This window comes from Bradyrhizobium sp. USDA 3311 (genome assembly GCF_054062495.1).
The window spans coordinates 6,442,838-6,457,803 of sequence record NZ_JBSSFI010000001.1 but is presented as its reverse complement, the minus strand read 5'-3'; the positions used below and the strand labels follow the sequence as shown (position 1 = coordinate 6,457,803).

Sequence of the window (14,966 nt, the reverse complement as noted above, 5' to 3'; positions counted from 1 at the left end):
TTGTCCAGAAGCAGCCCATGAGTGATCCCCAGAATTCCGAGACCCCGCTGCGTACGACGTTCAAGATCAAGCTGAACGGTGACACGCTGGCGATCGCGACCGTCGGCCAGGCCTATCAATTCCTCACCAACTTCAAGTCGGTCGAGTGGATGGAATTCCGCTCGCTGCACGAGGAAGCCATCTCGGCCCTGGAAGGCGCCGCCGGCAACGCCATGCTCGCGGTGCAGGCGACCAACGCCGTGCGCGCGCTGTTCGTCAGCGCGAAGCTGCTCTGAGACAGCCGTTACTCCCCTCCAATCGTCGAACCCGCTCCCGAATGCCTGCGACGAAGGCGTGGCGCGCTTCTGCGCCGAGGAACGGGATCGCATGAATATCGCAGACTTCATTGCCGGCGTTGATCGCGCCCGCGCGGAGCAACCGACGCTCGCAGCGCTCGAGGCATTCGAAAGATCCATCGGCTGCCGCTTGCCGGACGAGTATCGCCAGTTCCTGCTGGCCTGCGCCGGCGGCTATTTCCAGGGCTCTGCCGAGTTCAACTGGCCGCAAGGGCACTGGGCCGGCGCGGTCCAGGAGGTGCTGGGATTGCGGCGCGATGAATGCTCGCTGGTCCAGACGCGTCAGACTCCGCAATGGCCGACCGTCGATGAACTCCTCTGGATCATGAGCGACCACGGCGGCAACCCGATCTGCATGACGATCGACAAGGCGCATTTCGGCAAGATCTGGTTCATCGATCACGAGATCGCCGAATACGAGAAGCCCTGGACGCTTGCCGAGGCGATGTCGAACGAATGGGGCTACGTGCTGCCGCTCGCACCGACATTCGGCGATTTCGTCGCCGGATTGTATGAGCAGGCTGAGGCCTCGTGAGAACCTGCTCGTGTCCCGGACAAGCCGCAACGCTTACAGCGTTGCGGCGCAGAGCCGGGACCCAGATGGCCACTCGGCATGGCGGATGGATGGGCCCCGGCTCTGCAGCGCATCGCGCTCGACGATGCTTCGCATCGCGAGGGAGACGCTGCGCTGCGTCCGGGGCACGAGAGAGGCTGAGAGCGTCTCAGTGCCTGCCGTCGCCATGCCCGTCGTCGTCATCATGGAAGTCGTGGTCGCCGCCCGGCCTGAAGCCGGGGTCGATGCAGGCGAAATTGCCGGCGTCGTTGGTCATGCCGCTGCCCTTGTAGGCTGCAATCTTCGGATAGACGCATAGCGGCCTCGTGCCGCTGGCCGGGAAGTTCATGGCTATGCGCGGATCAAAAAGTCCGCCGGTCGGGTAGGGCGAGGTGGCGTTGGTATTGGTCGCGACAATGCGTTCAGGCGCGATGCCTTTCTCGACCCAGTCGGTGATGGCCTTGACCTCGTTCTGCGCGAAGCTCGCGGTGGCCGCACCGCCGCCGCAATGGGCCATGTTCGGCACCATGAACAGCCGCGCGAAGTCGGTCGCGCGCCCGTTCATGCGCCTGTCCATGTTGCGATACCAGCGGGCGATGGCAGCACCGGAGAAAATGCCGTCATTGACGGAGGAGGAGACGATCAGCTTGCCGCCGCGCGCCCTGAACGGCCGCAGGTCGGTCGAGACCGCGGCCATGAAGTCCATGCTGCTTTCAGGATAGGCTTGCGTCTTCGCGAAGATCTTCGGCGCGTCGGTGTCGAAGTTGAAGCTGAACACGAAGGCTTCCTGGCCGTTCGGCCCGTTGACGGGCGTGACGACGGGCGGGGTCTGGAAGATCATCGGGATCGCGCCTGCGCCGAGCGTCAGGTTGATCGCGGTGTTGACGTTCGGCACCGGCGCCGTGACGACGTTCCAGAGTTGCCAGCCCGCGCCGGGCGCGGTGGGCGGCGTCCAGATGCCGGCATCCCAGAACCAGTTCGAATAGAGCCGTTGGCCGCGGGAATTGACCGGCCCGGCATAGATTTTCTTCAGCGCGTCCACCTGTGCGCCGGTCAGGCACGTGCCGCCATGCGGCGTGCTGCCGTGCGAGCCGGTGCCGCAGGTGTAGCTGGCGAGCGCCGGATACACCTTCTTCGCCGTGCAGGCGTGATAATTGTCGACGATGCCGTCGACCAGCCCGTCGAGCGCGTCGCAGGCGCTCAGGATCGCGGCCGAGGCCACCTGGAGATCCTGCACCGGAAACGTGTCGGGAATGAAGGGCTGTCCGTTGACGTCCTTGCTGGTGGCGAGCGTGCCGAGCACCTGCTCGTTCCAGGCTTCCGCAAGGGCCGCCTGTGGCAGGTTGAAGCCGGGATTTTGCGAGATCACGCCGTCGAACAGCCAGGGGAATCGCTGCGACGCCATCATGGCGTCACGTCCGCCGTTCGAGCAGCCCATGATGTAGGAATAGACGGTGTCGAGGCCGTAGTAATAGGAGATGATCTGCTTCGAGATCGTCGCGGTGTTTTCGATGCCGTTGTAGCCGTAGTCCCTGCGCGCCTGGGCGTCGATCGCGAAATGCGCGGAGCCACCGGCATTGGCATCGTCGTCCTGATGTCCGCCGACCGGATTGCTGGCGTTGTCTTCATGCCCGCCGTCGTCGGCGGCCACGGCCCAGCCCTGACCGAGTTCGACGCCGGCGGCGCCCTGCGGATCGGCCTGGAGGCTGCCGTCGGTGCCGCCGCCGCCCATCATCTCGAAACGGCCATGCCAGGTATCGGGCAGGTTGAGCGCGAAGCCGATCCCGTAAGTGAAATGATCGGGGTCCTGCGTCGAGACGCGCTTGTTGATGATGCCGATCACGTTGCAGTAGCCCGCCTTCTGGGTCGCGCTCAGGATCTGCGTGTTCGGCAGCGTGAGGCCGGTGAGGGCCGTGCAGGACGCGCGCGGGCAACACCACTCGGCGGCAGGCCGTGGGCCATTGCCTGCGGGCCGAAAGCCGTCCAACCGGCAACAATGGTCGAGGCGAGAAGTAACCGTTTCATGTCATGCCCTCCAGCTTGATGATTGTCGAAAGCAGCGGTCGTCCACGCGACATCGTGCGGCGCCGGCCGTTGCGGCAGGCGTCGTCAAGGCTGCAAGCGATGTCGCTGTCGGTCGGGACGTCCTGGTCGTCGGGAGGCCGGGGAGCTTCGCGATGCGGATCGCAGCGCGCGGAACGCAATGCGCCGACGGCCGCAATCGTGTCGCCGCGATGCGCGATGGCATGCGGATCGTCGCCGTTCCCTGATGCAGGCACCGACGTTAGCTCCCCTGAAGCCTGCTCGTGCGACGGCAGGTTTTCCCGATCCTTAGGCAAGCGATGTTGCCGTGTCAACATGACGCAACACGCGAGTCCGCGGTGCAACCTGTCGTAGAAGCTGCATCGGCAAGGCGCGACGCCGCGCGGCTTCTCGATCCCGGTCCGCTGCGATAGACTTGGCGTTCGAATCCCGGACCACCGGGCGGATGCCGCCGCGCCGGCTTGTGAAAGATGGTCGTCGATGGAGCCGGAGAAGGCTGGCGTCAGGAAGCGATCCCCGAAGGGAGCGTCGCGCAGGGCGCAGGTAGCAAAGCCGGCGCGATCCGCCTCGCGTGCCGCGCCGGCCGGAAAGCCCGCCCGGCCAAAGTTGCTTGCCTCGGACGATCTGTCCCGTTCACTCGGCTATCGCATCCGGCGGGCCCAGCTCTGGGTGTTCAGGGATGTCAGCCGGCGGCTGGCCGCCTTCGACATCAGTCCGGCGCAGTTCTCCGTGTTGTCGGTGATCGAAGCCAATCCCGGCGTCAATCAGCTTGCCATCGCGCAATCCTTGTCGATCGAGCGGGCGGGGCTCGGGCGGCTGGTGGATCATCTGGAGCGGCGCGGGCTGGTGCAGCGTTCGGCCTCCGCCGTCAACCGCCGCTACTACGTGCTGTATGTGACCCAGACCGGCGCCGCGCTCCTCGGCCGCTTGCGGCCGTCGATCGCCGAAAGCGAGAAGACCCTCGCCGCCAAGATCGGGCCGCGCGCGTACAAGGAATTGCAGCGAGCGCTGTCGATCTTCCTCCAGGACACTTGATCCGGAACACCTTGAACTCGGCGACGGGAACGGGCAAACGGTCCGCGAAGACCGTGGCCCAGGCCATCCATTTGAAGCCTTGCTTTAGGGAGAGACCCCATCATGAAACGCCGTACATTCCTCAAGGGTGGCGCGGTCGCTGGCGCGACGACGCTGGTTGCTGCACCTGCGATCGCGCAAGGCGCGCCCGAGATCAAATGGCGCCTGACCTCGAGCTTCCCGAAATCGCTCGACACGATCTACGGCACGGCGCAGACCTTCGCGAAATACGTCGCTGACGCCACCGACAACAAATTCCAGATCCAGACCTTTGCGGCCGGCGAGCTCGTCCCCGGTTTGCAGGCGCTCGACGCCGTCAGCGCGGCCTCCGTCGAGATGGCGCAGACGCCGCTCTACTTCTACATCGGCAAGGAGCCGGCGCTGGCCTATGCCACCGGCGCGCCGTTCGGCATGAACCATCGCCATCAGGAGTCCTGGTGGTATTTCGGCGGCGGCGCCGATCTCGCCAACGAGGCGCTGAAGCCGTTCAAGGCGCATGCGATCCTCTGCGGCAACTCCGGCACCCAGATGGGCGGCTGGTTCCGCAAGGAGATCAAGACCGTCGACGATCTCAAGGGCCTCAAATTCCGCATCGCCGGCATGGGCGGCCATGTGCTGGCGCGCCTCGGCATCGTGCCGCAGCAGCTCGCCGGCGGCGACGTCTATTCGGCCCTGGAGAAGGGCTCGATCGACGCCGCCGAATTCGTCGGTCCCTATGACGACGAGAAGCTCGGCTTCCAGAAGGTGGCCAAATACTACTACTTCCCCGGCTGGTGGGAAGGCGGCGCCATGCTGCACATGATCGTCAATGACGAGAAGTGGGCTTCGCTGCCCAAGCACTACCAGGCCATCGTCAACCAGGCCGCCTCTGCGGCCGGCGCCTGGATGCTCGAGAAGTACGACAGCGTGAACCCGGCGGCGCTGAAGCGGCTGATCGCCAACGGCGCCGAGCTGAAGGCGTTCCCGCAGCCGGTGCTGGAGGCTTGCTACAACGCGACCCAGGAGCACCTGAACGAGCTCGCGGCCAAGAGCGACCTGTTCAAGCGGACCAAGGAGAGCCACGACGCGTATATGAAGGAGCTGCTGTTCTACACGCAGATCGCGGAAAACTTCTACGACAACTATTTGCTCAGCAAGATGCGCAACAAGACCTGATTGCAGCAAGAGGGCGCGGTGTTTTCAGGCGTGATCCGAAGGACACTGTCATTCCGGGGCGCGCCTCTTGGCGGGAGCTATGATGCGCAATTGCGCATCTGAGAATCCATTTCACCGCGTGTCTTGCCGCCCGATGGATTCCGGGCTCGCGACTTCGTCGCGCCCCGGAATGACGGCGGAGGGAGCGGTCTACGCCGCGCCCAGCCCGAGCTTTGCGTAGATGCGCCGCGCATAGGCACCGAACGCATCCGTTGTCTTGAGCGGAAGGTCGCGCGGGAAGGGCAGGTCGATCGGGAAGTAGTCGGCCATCTTCGCCGGGCCCGCGGTCAGCACGGCGCAATGCGAGGACAGGAACACCGCTTCCTGGATCGAATGCGTGACGAAGATGATGGTCTTGCCGCTCTCGCGCCAGATCCGCAGCATCTCCAGGTTCATCTGCTCGCGCGTCAAGGCGTCCAGCGCGCCGAACGGCTCGTCCATCAGGATCAGTTTTGGATCGTGGATGAAGGCACGCGCGATGGCGGTGCGCTGCTGCATGCCGCCGGACAGCTGCTGCGGATATTTCTGCTCGTAGCCGGCAAGCCCGACCAGATTGAGCAGGTCGCGCGCCCGTTCGCGCGCGGCTTTCATCGGCAGGCCGACGATCTCGGCCGGCAGCAGCACGTTGTCCAGGATCGTGCGCCATTTCAGCAGCAGCGCCTGCTGGAACACCATGCCGATGTCGCGGGTCGGATCGAACGGGCTCCTGGCGCTGCCGATCTTCACGGTGCCGCCGTCGGCGCCGTGCAGGCCCGCCAGAATCTTCATCACCGTGGTCTTGCCGCAGCCGGACGGGCCGACCAGCGAGACCAGCTCGCCTTCCTTCACGTCCATGGTGACGTCGGAGACGGCGAGAAACTCCGCGCCGCCGCTGCGGTAGACCTTCCGGACGCCGCGCAGGCTGATGAAGGGCTCGTCCGTCATGCCAGCCATTTGCTGAGGTTGGCGGCCACGAAGTCATCGTCGCTGAGGTCGGCGTGCTCGCGGCAGACGCGGTCGATCTCCTCCTTTTGGCCGGGGCTGAGGCCCTCGGCCGGATCGAGGCACCACAGCCCCTGCATCAGGCCCTGACGCCGCAGGATCTCGTGGCAGCCGGCGATGCAGCCGTGGAAATTGTTGGCGACGTCGAAGAAGGCGCTGTTGCAATCGGTGACGCGGGCATCGAGCGCGAGCAGGTCGGCCGGCACGCTGTCCTTGTGCCGCGCCGCCTTGCAGCGCTCGAATTGCCCGATCGCGCTCGCCGTCCAGACCGACCAATGGCCGAGCAGTCCGCCCTTGAAATAGGTGCGCGTGGTGACGCCGTTGTCGCGCAGGTCGAACGGCAGCATGAGATCGAGCAGGATATGGTCATCATTGCCGGTGTAGAGCGCGACGCGGTCGAGCGCATCCGCGGCTGCGACGCCGCGCAGCACGTCGAGCGTGCGGTAGCGGTTGAACGGTGCGATCTTGATCGCGATCACATTGTCGATCGAGGCAAAGCGTTGCCAGAATTGGCTCGACAGGATGACGCCGCCGACGGCCGGCTGGAGATAGAAGCCGACCAACGGAATTTCGGCGGCGACCGCGGTGCAGTGCGCGATAATCTCGTCCTCGGAGGCGCTCTTCATCGCGGCGAGGCTGAGCAGGCCGGCGTGATAGCCGATGTCGCGCGCGGTGCGCGCTTCAGTGGTTGCCTGCCTGGTCGGACCGGCAAGTCCCGCGACCATCGCCAGCGGACGCCTGGTCCAGCTCGCCGCGGTCTCGGCGGCGAGCTCCAGCACGGGACGATAGAGGCCGACGTCGCGGATCGCGAACTGCGTCGTATGCACGCCGACCGCCAGACCACCGGCGCCGGCGTCGATGTAGTAGCGCGTCAGCGCGCGCTGATGCGTCTTGTCGAGCTTTCGCTCGGCGGTGAGCGCAAGAGGGTGCGCCGGCAGCACGGTGCCGTCGGCGATCAGCTTGCGAACGTCGGCATTGATCTGGCTGTGGTGCATGATGTCCTATCCAAATTCAGGGCCGGCGACGGCGAAGGGCATTTCCTCGCCCGCGGCGGTGGCGGGGCCGAAGCGCATGCGCTGGAACGGGCGTTCGACGGTCCAGCCCGAAGCGGTCAATCCCTCCAGGAACGCGCCTTGCGAGGCGACGGCGTCGAGCAGGAGGGGGCGGGTCTCGGATCGCGCGATCGCCTGGACCAGGGCCAGCGCTTCGACGGCATGATCTGCGAACAAGGGACCGATGTGGCGCGCGGTTCTGCCGTCGCGGACCAGCGCGATGCATCCATTCGAAGCGACGATACGCGAGCCGGAGCGCTGTGCGAAGGCGGTCAGGAGGGCGGTCCGGTCGAAACCGGTGACCCGCCGGTCCCGCGCACAAAGCGCGTCAAGCGTCGCGGCCGAAGGCGGTCGCGCCGACGCTTGCGCTGAATTGACCAATTTCAGCCGGCGTAATTGCAGGGTCGGCGTGAAGCCGAGCGGCCCGTACACGGCAGCCCCATCGGGTGTCGCGTCGAGCCAGCTGGTCAGGCCGTTCTTGCGCGCCGTCTCCAGGCAGGCGTCGACGAGGCGCGTCGCAAGGCCACGGCGGCGATGCGTGCCTGATACCAGCACCATGCTGATCCAGGCGTTGCTGCCGGAATAGGGCAGCAGTGCCGCTGTCGCGACCAGCCGCATGCCATCGCGAATACCGAACACGACGCCGTCGCGCAGGAAAATGCGCCAGTCCTCTTCGGTCTGGTTCCAGTGCGCTTCGACCGACAGCACGAGCCCGGCGATGGCATCGTTCACGCCGAGCTTGATGATGGGCGGGGTGTCAGTAGCGGCCATCGCGCACCTCGTATTTGGTGGGCTTGCCGAGGCTCGGCATGGCGCGGGACACCCAGTCGGCGGTCCAGGCGATCAACTGCTCGGTGTCGACGACCGGCAGGCCGAACAGCTCGACCGCCTGCGAGGTGTCGGTGAGCCACGCCGTCGGCTCCTCCTTGCCTGTCAGCACCGGGGCGCGGCCGAAGCGAGCGCCGAATTTTGCGGCGAGATCGCGCACGGCGAGAATTTCGTGACCGCTGACATTGATCGGCGAGGTCGGCGCCGTGCAATGGGCGAGGCAGCGCAGCGCCTGCGCGGACGCATCGCCCTGCCAGATGAAATTGACATGGCCCAGGCTGACGTCGATCGGCGCGCCGGTGAGGACCTTGGTGGCGATGTCGTGCAGCACGCCATAGCGCATGTCGATCGCGTAATTGAGCCGGAACAGCCGGCCCGGCGTCGAAAACTTGCGCGAAAAATACTCGAACATGCGCTCGCGGCCGACGCAGGACTGGGCGTATTCGCCGGGCGGATTTGGCGCCATGTCCTCGGTCGCGCCTTTGCCGTCGACCGGCACGAAGGGATAGACGCAGCCGGTCGAGAACGCCACGATCCGCGACGACGGAAAGGCCTGCGCGACAAGGGCCGGGACATGCGCGTTCATCGCCCATGTCAGCGACAGATCGCCCTCGGCGCCGAACTTGCGGCCGGCCATGAAGACGATGTTGGGCGCCTTCGGCAGCGCGTTGATCGCGGCCTCGTCGAGCAGGTCGCAATTGATCGTCTCGACGCCGCGCCGATGCAGCCAGTCCTTGACGCCCGCCTCGCTGAAGCGCGCGACGCCGATGACGCGGCGATCCGGCGCGGCGGCTTTGGCGAGCCCCGCCAGCGTCGGGCCCATCTTCCCGGCGACGCCGAGGATCATGATGTCGCCCTCGACCTTGTTGAGGTCGTCGATCAGCGCCTGGGTCGGCCGGCACAGGAGATCGTCGAGCGCGGCGATGTCAGGAATGGTCTTCGGCAGCGTCTGGCGGGTGAGGAGCATCGGTCGGTCCTTTAGGTTTGCCTGGCATCGCCGACCACGAACATGCGCTCGAGGGCGAGCACGAGGCCGTAGAGAGCGACGCCGAGCAGCGTCAGCAGCACGACGGCCATCACCATCGCGGGCGTGTCGAGCGAGGACTGCACCTGGATCATGAGGTAGCCGAGCCCGCGCTCGGAGGCGATGAACTCGCCGACGATGGCGCCGGCAACCGCCAGGATGGCGCCGACCTTCATGCCGGAGAACACGTAAGGCAGCGATCCCGGCAGCTGGATCTTGCGGAACAGCGTCCAGCGCGAGCCGCGCAGCGATTTGACGAGATCGAGCAGATCCGGTTCGACCTCGCGCAGGCCGCGGGCGGTGGTGAGCAGGATCGGGAAGAAGCAGATGCTGAAGGCGATCAGGATGTTCGGCACGATGCCGTAGGAGAACCAGACGATCAGAAGCGGGCCGAGCGCAACCTTCGGGATCATGTTCAGCGTCACGAACAGCGGCAGCAGCACCATGCTGACCAGCGGCGCCCAGCTGAAGATCACCGCGAGGGTGACGCCGACGAATGCGCCGAGTGCGAAGCCGCCGAGGATCTCGATCGCCGTCACCAGCGTGTTGGCGCCCCAGGCGTAGCTCGCGGTTCCCAGTGTCTGCACGGTCGCGAGCGGCGAGGGCAGGATGAATTTCGGCACGTGGAAGGCATCGACCGCGACCTGCCACAGCACGAGCACGGCGAGGTGCACGATCAGGATGATCGCAAAGCTGCGGGCCGGGCCTGCTCCGTCACCTGCCACCTTTCGCTCCCCGTTGTTCGCGGCCTCTCCGCCACGACGGCAAGCCTAACCGTCCCCGGGGCAAGTTTCAACCATCTGGTTGATTATGGCCGGAGGCGACTGGAGCACCAGGTCGACGACATGCCTGCGCCGGGCGCGGCGCTGGGCGCGGCTCGACAGGTCCTTGCCGAAGATTGCCGACAGCGTCGGCGTGTTGGAGAAGAAGAAGTAGCTGAGGCCCGCGATGGAGATGTAAAGCTGGACGGGGTCGATCCCTTTCCGGAACAGTCCGCAACGCACGCCCTCATGGAGGATGTGGGAGACGCTTTTCACCAGCGGGGAATGCATCGCCTCCAGTCGCGTGGAACCGCGGACATGGCGGGCGCCGCCGCGGTTCTCGTCGTTCAGAAGCACGATGAAATCAGGGTTTGCCGCCAGGTGGTCGAACGAGGCTTCGATCAGCCGGCGGATCGCCTTGTCGGGCGGCAGGCCTTCCAGATTGAGCCTGCGCTCCTGCTCGCGGATGTCCTCATAGACCCATTCGAGCACGGCGAGGTAGAGCGCGTCCTTGTCGCCGAAGTAGTGGTAGACGAGCTGCTTGTTGACGCCGGCGCGCTCGGCGATCTCGTCGACGCGGGCGCCCGCAAGGCCGTGCCGGGCGAACTCCAGGCGCGCCGCGGTCAGCAGCTTCTTGCGGGTGGCGACCGGGTCGCGCCGCTGCGGCACGGTGTCGCCAGATCGTTTTGCGGGCATTTCCAACCAAACAGTTGACAAGTGGAGGGCGGGCTTGTTGCATTGGTAGCCTCACATGGGGAGAGCGACAAGCCGGGTCGCGGCAATGAGGAGACAAGCGATGAAGCGTTTGCAGGCGGCGGTTGTGACCCTGATGCTCGGCTTGCCGGGCGTGCCCGCGAACGCGGGCGAGGCGGTGAACCTGATCCTGAACTGGACGCCCACGGCCGACCATTCGCCCTATTATTACGCGAAGGCGCAGGGCTGGTACGAGAAGGCCGGCATCGACCTCACCATCGAGACCGGCAAGGGCTCCGGCGTCTCCGCCGCCAAGGTCGGCTCGGGCGGCTCGCCGTTCGGCGTCGCCGACCTCGCCACCATGCTGGTGGCGAAGAGCAAGGGCGCCGACACGGTCGCGGTGATGAGCGTCTACGCCAACACCGGCCAGACCTTCTACTGGCTGAAGAGCTACGGCGTGAACGGGGTGAAGGATTTCGCCGGCCACAAGATCGGCAATCCGCCCGGGGACGCCTCGCGCGTGATGTGGCCGGCCTTCGCCAAGGCCGCAGGCCTTGCGCCTGATGCGGTCGGCTTCGTCAATATCGGGCCCACCGCGAAGGTCGCGGCGCTGAAGAGCCACACCGTCGACATCATCAGCGACTTCTACAATGAGCACGATGTGAAGGCGATCGAGTTCGGCCAGGACCTCGGCTACGTCAACTGGAAGGACATCGGGCTCAACCCTTACGGCAACTCGCTGATCGTCAACGGTGCTTACTTGCAGAAGAACCCGAAGGTGGTCGAGGATTTCGTTCGCGTCACGCAGAAGGCCTTCGCGGCCTGCGTCGCCGACGTCACGCCGTGCCTGAAGGCGCTGCTCGACCAGGTCTCCGGCCTCGACAAGGAGAACCAGGAGCGCCAGTGGGAGCGCATCAAGTTCCTGATGACGGACGAGTTCACGACGACGAAGAGCCTCGGCTGGATCGACGGCGAGCGCATGAAGAAGGACTACGAACTGGTCCAGACCTATCTCGGCATGGAGAAGCCGTTCGACGTGACGACGGCGTTCACGACCAGGATGCTGGATCCCGCCATCAAGATGGATGCGAGCAAGGTGAAGAAGTAGGGGGGCTTCCGTATCGTCGTCCTGGCGAAAGCCAGGACCCCCGCGCGAGCGCTCGCGCTCGTCGCGATTACCCCAAGACGTCGTTTGGCGAAGACTCGTCGTTCGGTACTCCCACCGTCCGTAATCGATGGATTCCGCGGTATGGGTCCTGGCCTTCGCCAGGACGACACCGGATGTCACGGCGGCTGTCCCGTGCGGACGAGCCGCCCGAGACCCACACCCAACTCATGTAACCCCATGGAGAAATTAACCAGCCGTTAACCACATCCGCCGCATCGTTAACCATTCAATAACAGGGAACGAGTCGGCCGATGGAGGCTGCAGCAAAAGTCCAACGCCAAATGGTGCGCCTGCGCGGGCGCTCCTACGTGGCCTTCGTGTTCGTGCCGACGGTTCCGATCCTGGACTGGCTCCAGGAGATCGACGCCACCATCGCCCGTTCGCCGGGTTTCTTCGCCGGCCGGCCCGTGGTGATCGACCTGTCCTCGGTCGATCTCAGCCAGTCCGGCATCAATCATCTGCTCACCAGCCTTCAGGACCGCAACATCCGCGTGCTCGGGATCGAGGGCGTGGAGGAGGGCCGGCTGACCCCCATGATGCCGCCGCTGCTCTCGGGCGGGCGCAGCTGCGTGGTCGAGCCGAGCGCGCCGAAGAAGGTCGAGAAGGCGGAGGCCAAGCCAACCTCGCTCCTGCTCGAAAACCCCGTGCGCTCGGGCCAGACCGTGATCTTCCCCGAAGGCGACGTCACCATTCTCGGCTCCGTCGGCTCCGGCGCCGAGGTCGTCGCCGGCGGCTCCATCCACGTCTACGGCGCGCTGCGCGGCCGGGCCATGGCGGGGGTTAACGGGCACACGAGCGCCCGCATCTATTGCCAGAAGATCGAGGCCGAACTGCTTGCAATTGATGGGTTTTACCAGACTGCGGACGACATCGATGCCGCCTTGCGCGGCAAGCCGGCGCAGGCCTGGCTGCAGGGGAATACCATGCGAATTACAGCACTGAACTGACCAGCAAAGGAGACATTTCAGATGAGTAAGGTACTGGTCGTGACATCAGGCAAGGGCGGGGTCGGCAAGACCACGACGACCGCCGCGCTGGGGGCTGCCCTGGCGCAGCGCGGCGACAAGGTCGTCGTCGTCGATTTCGACGTCGGCCTGCGCAATCTCGATCTCGTCATGGGCGCCGAACGCCGCGTCGTGTTCGACCTCATCAACGTGGTGCAGGGCGTCGCAAAACTGCCGCAGGCGCTGATCCGCGACAAGCGGCTGGAGAATCTCTGGCTGCTGCCGGCCTCGCAAACCCGCGACAAGGACGCGTTGACGGAAGAGGGCGTCGGCAAGGTCATCGACGATTTGCGCGGCCGCTTCGACTGGGTGATCTGCGACAGCCCGGCCGGCATCGAGCGCGGCGCCTCCATGGCGATGCGGTTCGCGGACGAAGCCGTCATCGTCACCAATCCGGAAGTGTCCTCGGTGCGCGATTCCGATCGCATCATCGGCATGCTCGATTCCAAGACGGTGCGGGCCGAGAAGGGCGAGCGGGTCGAGAAGCACATCCTCATCACCCGCTATGATGCCTCCCGCGCGGCGCGCGGCGAGATGTTGACCATCGACGACATCCTCGAAATCCTGGCAACGCCCTTGCTCGGCATCATTCCAGAGAGCCAGGACGTGTTGAAGGCCTCCAACGTCGGCACGCCGGTGACGCTGTCGAACGCGGACGGCGCACCCGCACGGGCCTATATCGATGCGGCGCGGCGGCTGTGCGGCGAGACCGTCGCCATGCAGGTGCCGTCGGAGCGCAAGGGCTTCATGGATCGTCTGCTGCGACGGAGGGCTGCATGAGCATGGGTCTGCTCCGACTTCTCCGCGGCAACAAGGCTTCTGCACCCGTCGCACGCGAACGGTTGCAGATTCTGCTCGCGCATGAACGCGGAATGCGCGGCCAGCCCGACCTGCTCGGCGTGCTGCGTGAGGAAATTCTCGCCGTCGTGTCCAAGCACGTCACGCTGGATCCGACCAAGGTCATCGTGCGGCTCGAGCGCGGCGACGAGGTGTCGACCCTGGAGGTCGATATCGAGGTGCCAAACGATCTCGAGCGCAAGCGCGTGGCGGTCGCGTAGGGGACGCGGCCGACGACATCAGGTTTTGGGGTGGGTGAGAAGGCGGTCCGCCGGGCATGGCGGGCCGCCTTTTATCGTTGCTGCGGGTGATCGGAACGAGACCCGCGACTTGATCGTTGTAGGAAATCCGCGGCTCCACCAAGCGTGCATCGCGGTTTCATCACACGGGAGAGCACCCATGATGTCGGAGCTCCAGGTCCACACCGTCGCACGCCAGATGCTCGAACGGCACGGCTTTGCTGCGATTGCGAAGGCCGCCGAGCAGGCCCAGGCCTGCGAGGGCCGCGGCGAGGCCGATGAGGCCAAGGAATGGCGTCACATCGAGGATGCCATGAAGGTCATACGTGGGCCGCACCAGAGCTGACCACGGGGAACGGGAACAGTCAGCGCTCCTCGTGATCGGTTCCCTGTGCCGGGGCGCGATGTTGCGTTTGCGGCTGGCCGCGCTCGTTCGTTTCCTTGCAGGAAAGCTGCTCCCACGAACCGTCGGGCGCCTGCTGATAGGCGCTACAGGACGACGAGGAGGTTGATTTGTCCTCGCCCTTCTGGGCGTCGGTATTCTTCGCAAAGGCCGGGGCGGTCAGCACGGCACTGATCGCGAGGGCGCCGGCGAAGACGAAATGAGCCATCCGCATAGGGATCTCCTGTTCGAAGAAGCCCGCATGCTGGCGAGGATTGTGACGATTATTGGCCGCGGCGGCGGTTCCGCCGCGGTGTGCTTAACGCTCTAGCCGCCCTTGCTACGGATCAGGCCGGCGAGGTTGGTCTTCTGGGCCTCGCACCAGCCGGGCATGCCAAGGCGGCGCTGGTCCATATCGGTCGCCTGCGTCGCCACCGCGACCTCGGCCATCAGCTCGTCGTCCTGCTTCTCGCCCATCTTGCCGCCGGTATGCATCCAGGCGATCGCCTTGCGCACCTTCTCGGTGGTGCCGTCGGGCAGCTGCATCTGCTGCGCCTTCTGCACGAGGTCCTGATAGACGAGATCCGTGTTGGGGCACTCGACCTTGGCGGCGAAGGCCTGCAAGACCATCGTCACATAGGTCGAGCGTGGCGGCGCGTCGCCCGCCTGTGCCGGCGCGGCAAGCAGCAAAAGGCCCGTCATCAGAAAACCATAGCGCATCCTTGGTACCTCCTCGATTTTTTTGGGAGGCTAGCGTCCGGCGCGTCGCTCCGCAATGGCGCCGGGACGCAATTGTCG

At 65.5% G+C, this 14,966-nt stretch carries 19 protein-coding genes; 9 read left to right on the top strand and 10 right to left on the bottom strand.

What is annotated here, in order from left to right; genetic code table 11:
- Positions 1–17: 17 nt before the first annotated feature.
- Positions 18–275: a hypothetical protein gene (locus ACVWW6_RS31160; RefSeq protein ID WP_038966815.1), complete on the top strand. Its 258-nt coding sequence runs from the start codon at positions 18–20 to the stop codon at positions 273–275.
- A gap of 91 nt (positions 276–366) precedes the next feature.
- A complete protein-coding gene (locus ACVWW6_RS31155; protein WP_456681980.1) occupies positions 367–870 on the top strand; it encodes an SMI1/KNR4 family protein in 504 nt (167 codons plus the stop codon).
- Positions 871–1,057: 187 nt separating this feature from the next.
- Here the strand turns inward: ACVWW6_RS31155 and ACVWW6_RS31150 are convergent, their stop codons facing one another.
- Both ACVWW6_RS31150 and ACVWW6_RS31145 read right to left on the bottom strand, forming a co-directional pair.
- Positions 1,058–2,875 (bottom strand): tannase/feruloyl esterase family alpha/beta hydrolase, encoded by a 1,818-nt coding sequence (locus tag ACVWW6_RS31150; RefSeq protein ID WP_456681979.1) that lies wholly within the window; start codon positions 2,873–2,875, stop codon positions 1,058–1,060.
- A gap of 34 nt (positions 2,876–2,909) precedes the next feature.
- On the bottom strand, positions 2,910–3,167 hold the full coding sequence (locus ACVWW6_RS31145; RefSeq protein ID WP_028171174.1) for a hypothetical protein: 258 nt from the start codon (positions 3,165–3,167) through the stop codon (positions 2,910–2,912).
- 244 nt (positions 3,168–3,411) lie between these two features.
- On the opposite strand from ACVWW6_RS31145, the gene ACVWW6_RS31140 reads away from it, so the two are divergent.
- Positions 3,412–3,966, top strand: coding sequence for a MarR family winged helix-turn-helix transcriptional regulator (locus ACVWW6_RS31140; protein WP_028171175.1), 555 nt, complete (start codon positions 3,412–3,414; stop codon positions 3,964–3,966).
- 102 nt (positions 3,967–4,068) lie between these two features.
- A complete protein-coding gene (locus ACVWW6_RS31135) occupies positions 4,069–5,160 on the top strand; it encodes a TRAP transporter substrate-binding protein (protein ID WP_028171176.1) in 1,092 nt (363 codons plus the stop codon).
- 189 nt (positions 5,161–5,349) lie between these two features.
- Here the strand turns inward: ACVWW6_RS31135 and ACVWW6_RS31130 are convergent, their stop codons facing one another.
- From ACVWW6_RS31130 to ACVWW6_RS31105, 6 genes are read right to left on the bottom strand one after another with little or no spacing between them, the layout of a single operon-like run.
- Positions 5,350–6,132, bottom strand: coding sequence for an ABC transporter ATP-binding protein (locus ACVWW6_RS31130; protein ID WP_211433923.1), 783 nt, complete (start codon positions 6,130–6,132; stop codon positions 5,350–5,352).
- Complete coding sequence (locus ACVWW6_RS31125; RefSeq protein WP_456681978.1) at positions 6,120–7,175, bottom strand: dihydrodipicolinate synthase family protein; 1,056 nt, start codon at positions 7,173–7,175, stop codon at positions 6,120–6,122. Before ACVWW6_RS31125 ends, ACVWW6_RS31130 begins: the two co-directional genes overlap by 13 nt.
- A gap of 6 nt (positions 7,176–7,181) precedes the next feature.
- Entirely contained in the window at positions 7,182–8,003 is an 822-nt protein-coding gene (locus ACVWW6_RS31120; RefSeq protein WP_456681977.1) for a GNAT family N-acetyltransferase, read from the bottom strand.
- On the bottom strand, positions 7,990–9,027 hold the full coding sequence (locus ACVWW6_RS31115) for an NAD-dependent epimerase/dehydratase family protein (RefSeq protein ID WP_456681976.1): 1,038 nt from the start codon (positions 9,025–9,027) through the stop codon (positions 7,990–7,992). Before ACVWW6_RS31115 ends, ACVWW6_RS31120 begins: the two co-directional genes overlap by 14 nt.
- Before the next feature lie 11 nt (positions 9,028–9,038).
- A complete protein-coding gene (locus ACVWW6_RS31110; RefSeq protein WP_375762661.1) occupies positions 9,039–9,809 on the bottom strand; it encodes an ABC transporter permease in 771 nt (256 codons plus the stop codon).
- A 45-nt stretch (positions 9,810–9,854) separates the two neighbouring features.
- Complete coding sequence (locus ACVWW6_RS31105) at positions 9,855–10,541, bottom strand: TetR family transcriptional regulator (RefSeq protein ID WP_456681975.1); 687 nt, start codon at positions 10,539–10,541, stop codon at positions 9,855–9,857.
- A 100-nt stretch (positions 10,542–10,641) separates the two neighbouring features.
- Here ACVWW6_RS31105 and ACVWW6_RS31100 point away from each other — a divergent pair, with 100 nt between their 5' ends.
- From ACVWW6_RS31100 to ACVWW6_RS31080, 5 genes are all read left to right on the top strand, one after another.
- Positions 10,642–11,646, top strand: a complete 1,005-nt coding sequence (locus ACVWW6_RS31100) for an ABC transporter substrate-binding protein (protein ID WP_404522484.1) — start codon at positions 10,642–10,644, stop codon at positions 11,644–11,646.
- Between the two features lie 311 nt (positions 11,647–11,957).
- Positions 11,958–12,653, top strand: a complete 696-nt coding sequence (minC, locus tag ACVWW6_RS31095) for a septum site-determining protein MinC (RefSeq protein ID WP_011086984.1) — start codon at positions 11,958–11,960, stop codon at positions 12,651–12,653.
- A gap of 21 nt (positions 12,654–12,674) precedes the next feature.
- Complete coding sequence (minD, locus tag ACVWW6_RS31090) at positions 12,675–13,490, top strand: septum site-determining protein MinD (protein ID WP_011086985.1); 816 nt, start codon at positions 12,675–12,677, stop codon at positions 13,488–13,490.
- Positions 13,487–13,768, top strand: a complete 282-nt coding sequence (gene minE / locus ACVWW6_RS31085) for a cell division topological specificity factor MinE (protein WP_011086986.1) — start codon at positions 13,487–13,489, stop codon at positions 13,766–13,768. Before minD ends, minE begins: the two co-directional genes overlap by 4 nt.
- Positions 13,769–13,946: 178 nt before the next feature.
- The gene (locus ACVWW6_RS31080; RefSeq protein ID WP_028171184.1) at positions 13,947–14,132 is read left to right on the top strand and encodes a hypothetical protein; all 186 of its coding nucleotides are present in this window, start codon (positions 13,947–13,949) and stop codon (positions 14,130–14,132) included.
- Between the two features lie 19 nt (positions 14,133–14,151).
- On the opposite strand, the gene ACVWW6_RS31075 is transcribed toward ACVWW6_RS31080, so the two are convergent.
- A complete protein-coding gene (locus ACVWW6_RS31075) occupies positions 14,152–14,403 on the bottom strand; it encodes a hypothetical protein (protein WP_456681974.1) in 252 nt (83 codons plus the stop codon).
- Between the two features lie 92 nt (positions 14,404–14,495).
- On the bottom strand, positions 14,496–14,888 hold the full coding sequence (locus ACVWW6_RS31070; RefSeq protein ID WP_011086989.1) for a hypothetical protein: 393 nt from the start codon (positions 14,886–14,888) through the stop codon (positions 14,496–14,498).
- Positions 14,889–14,966: the final 78 nt, after the last annotated feature.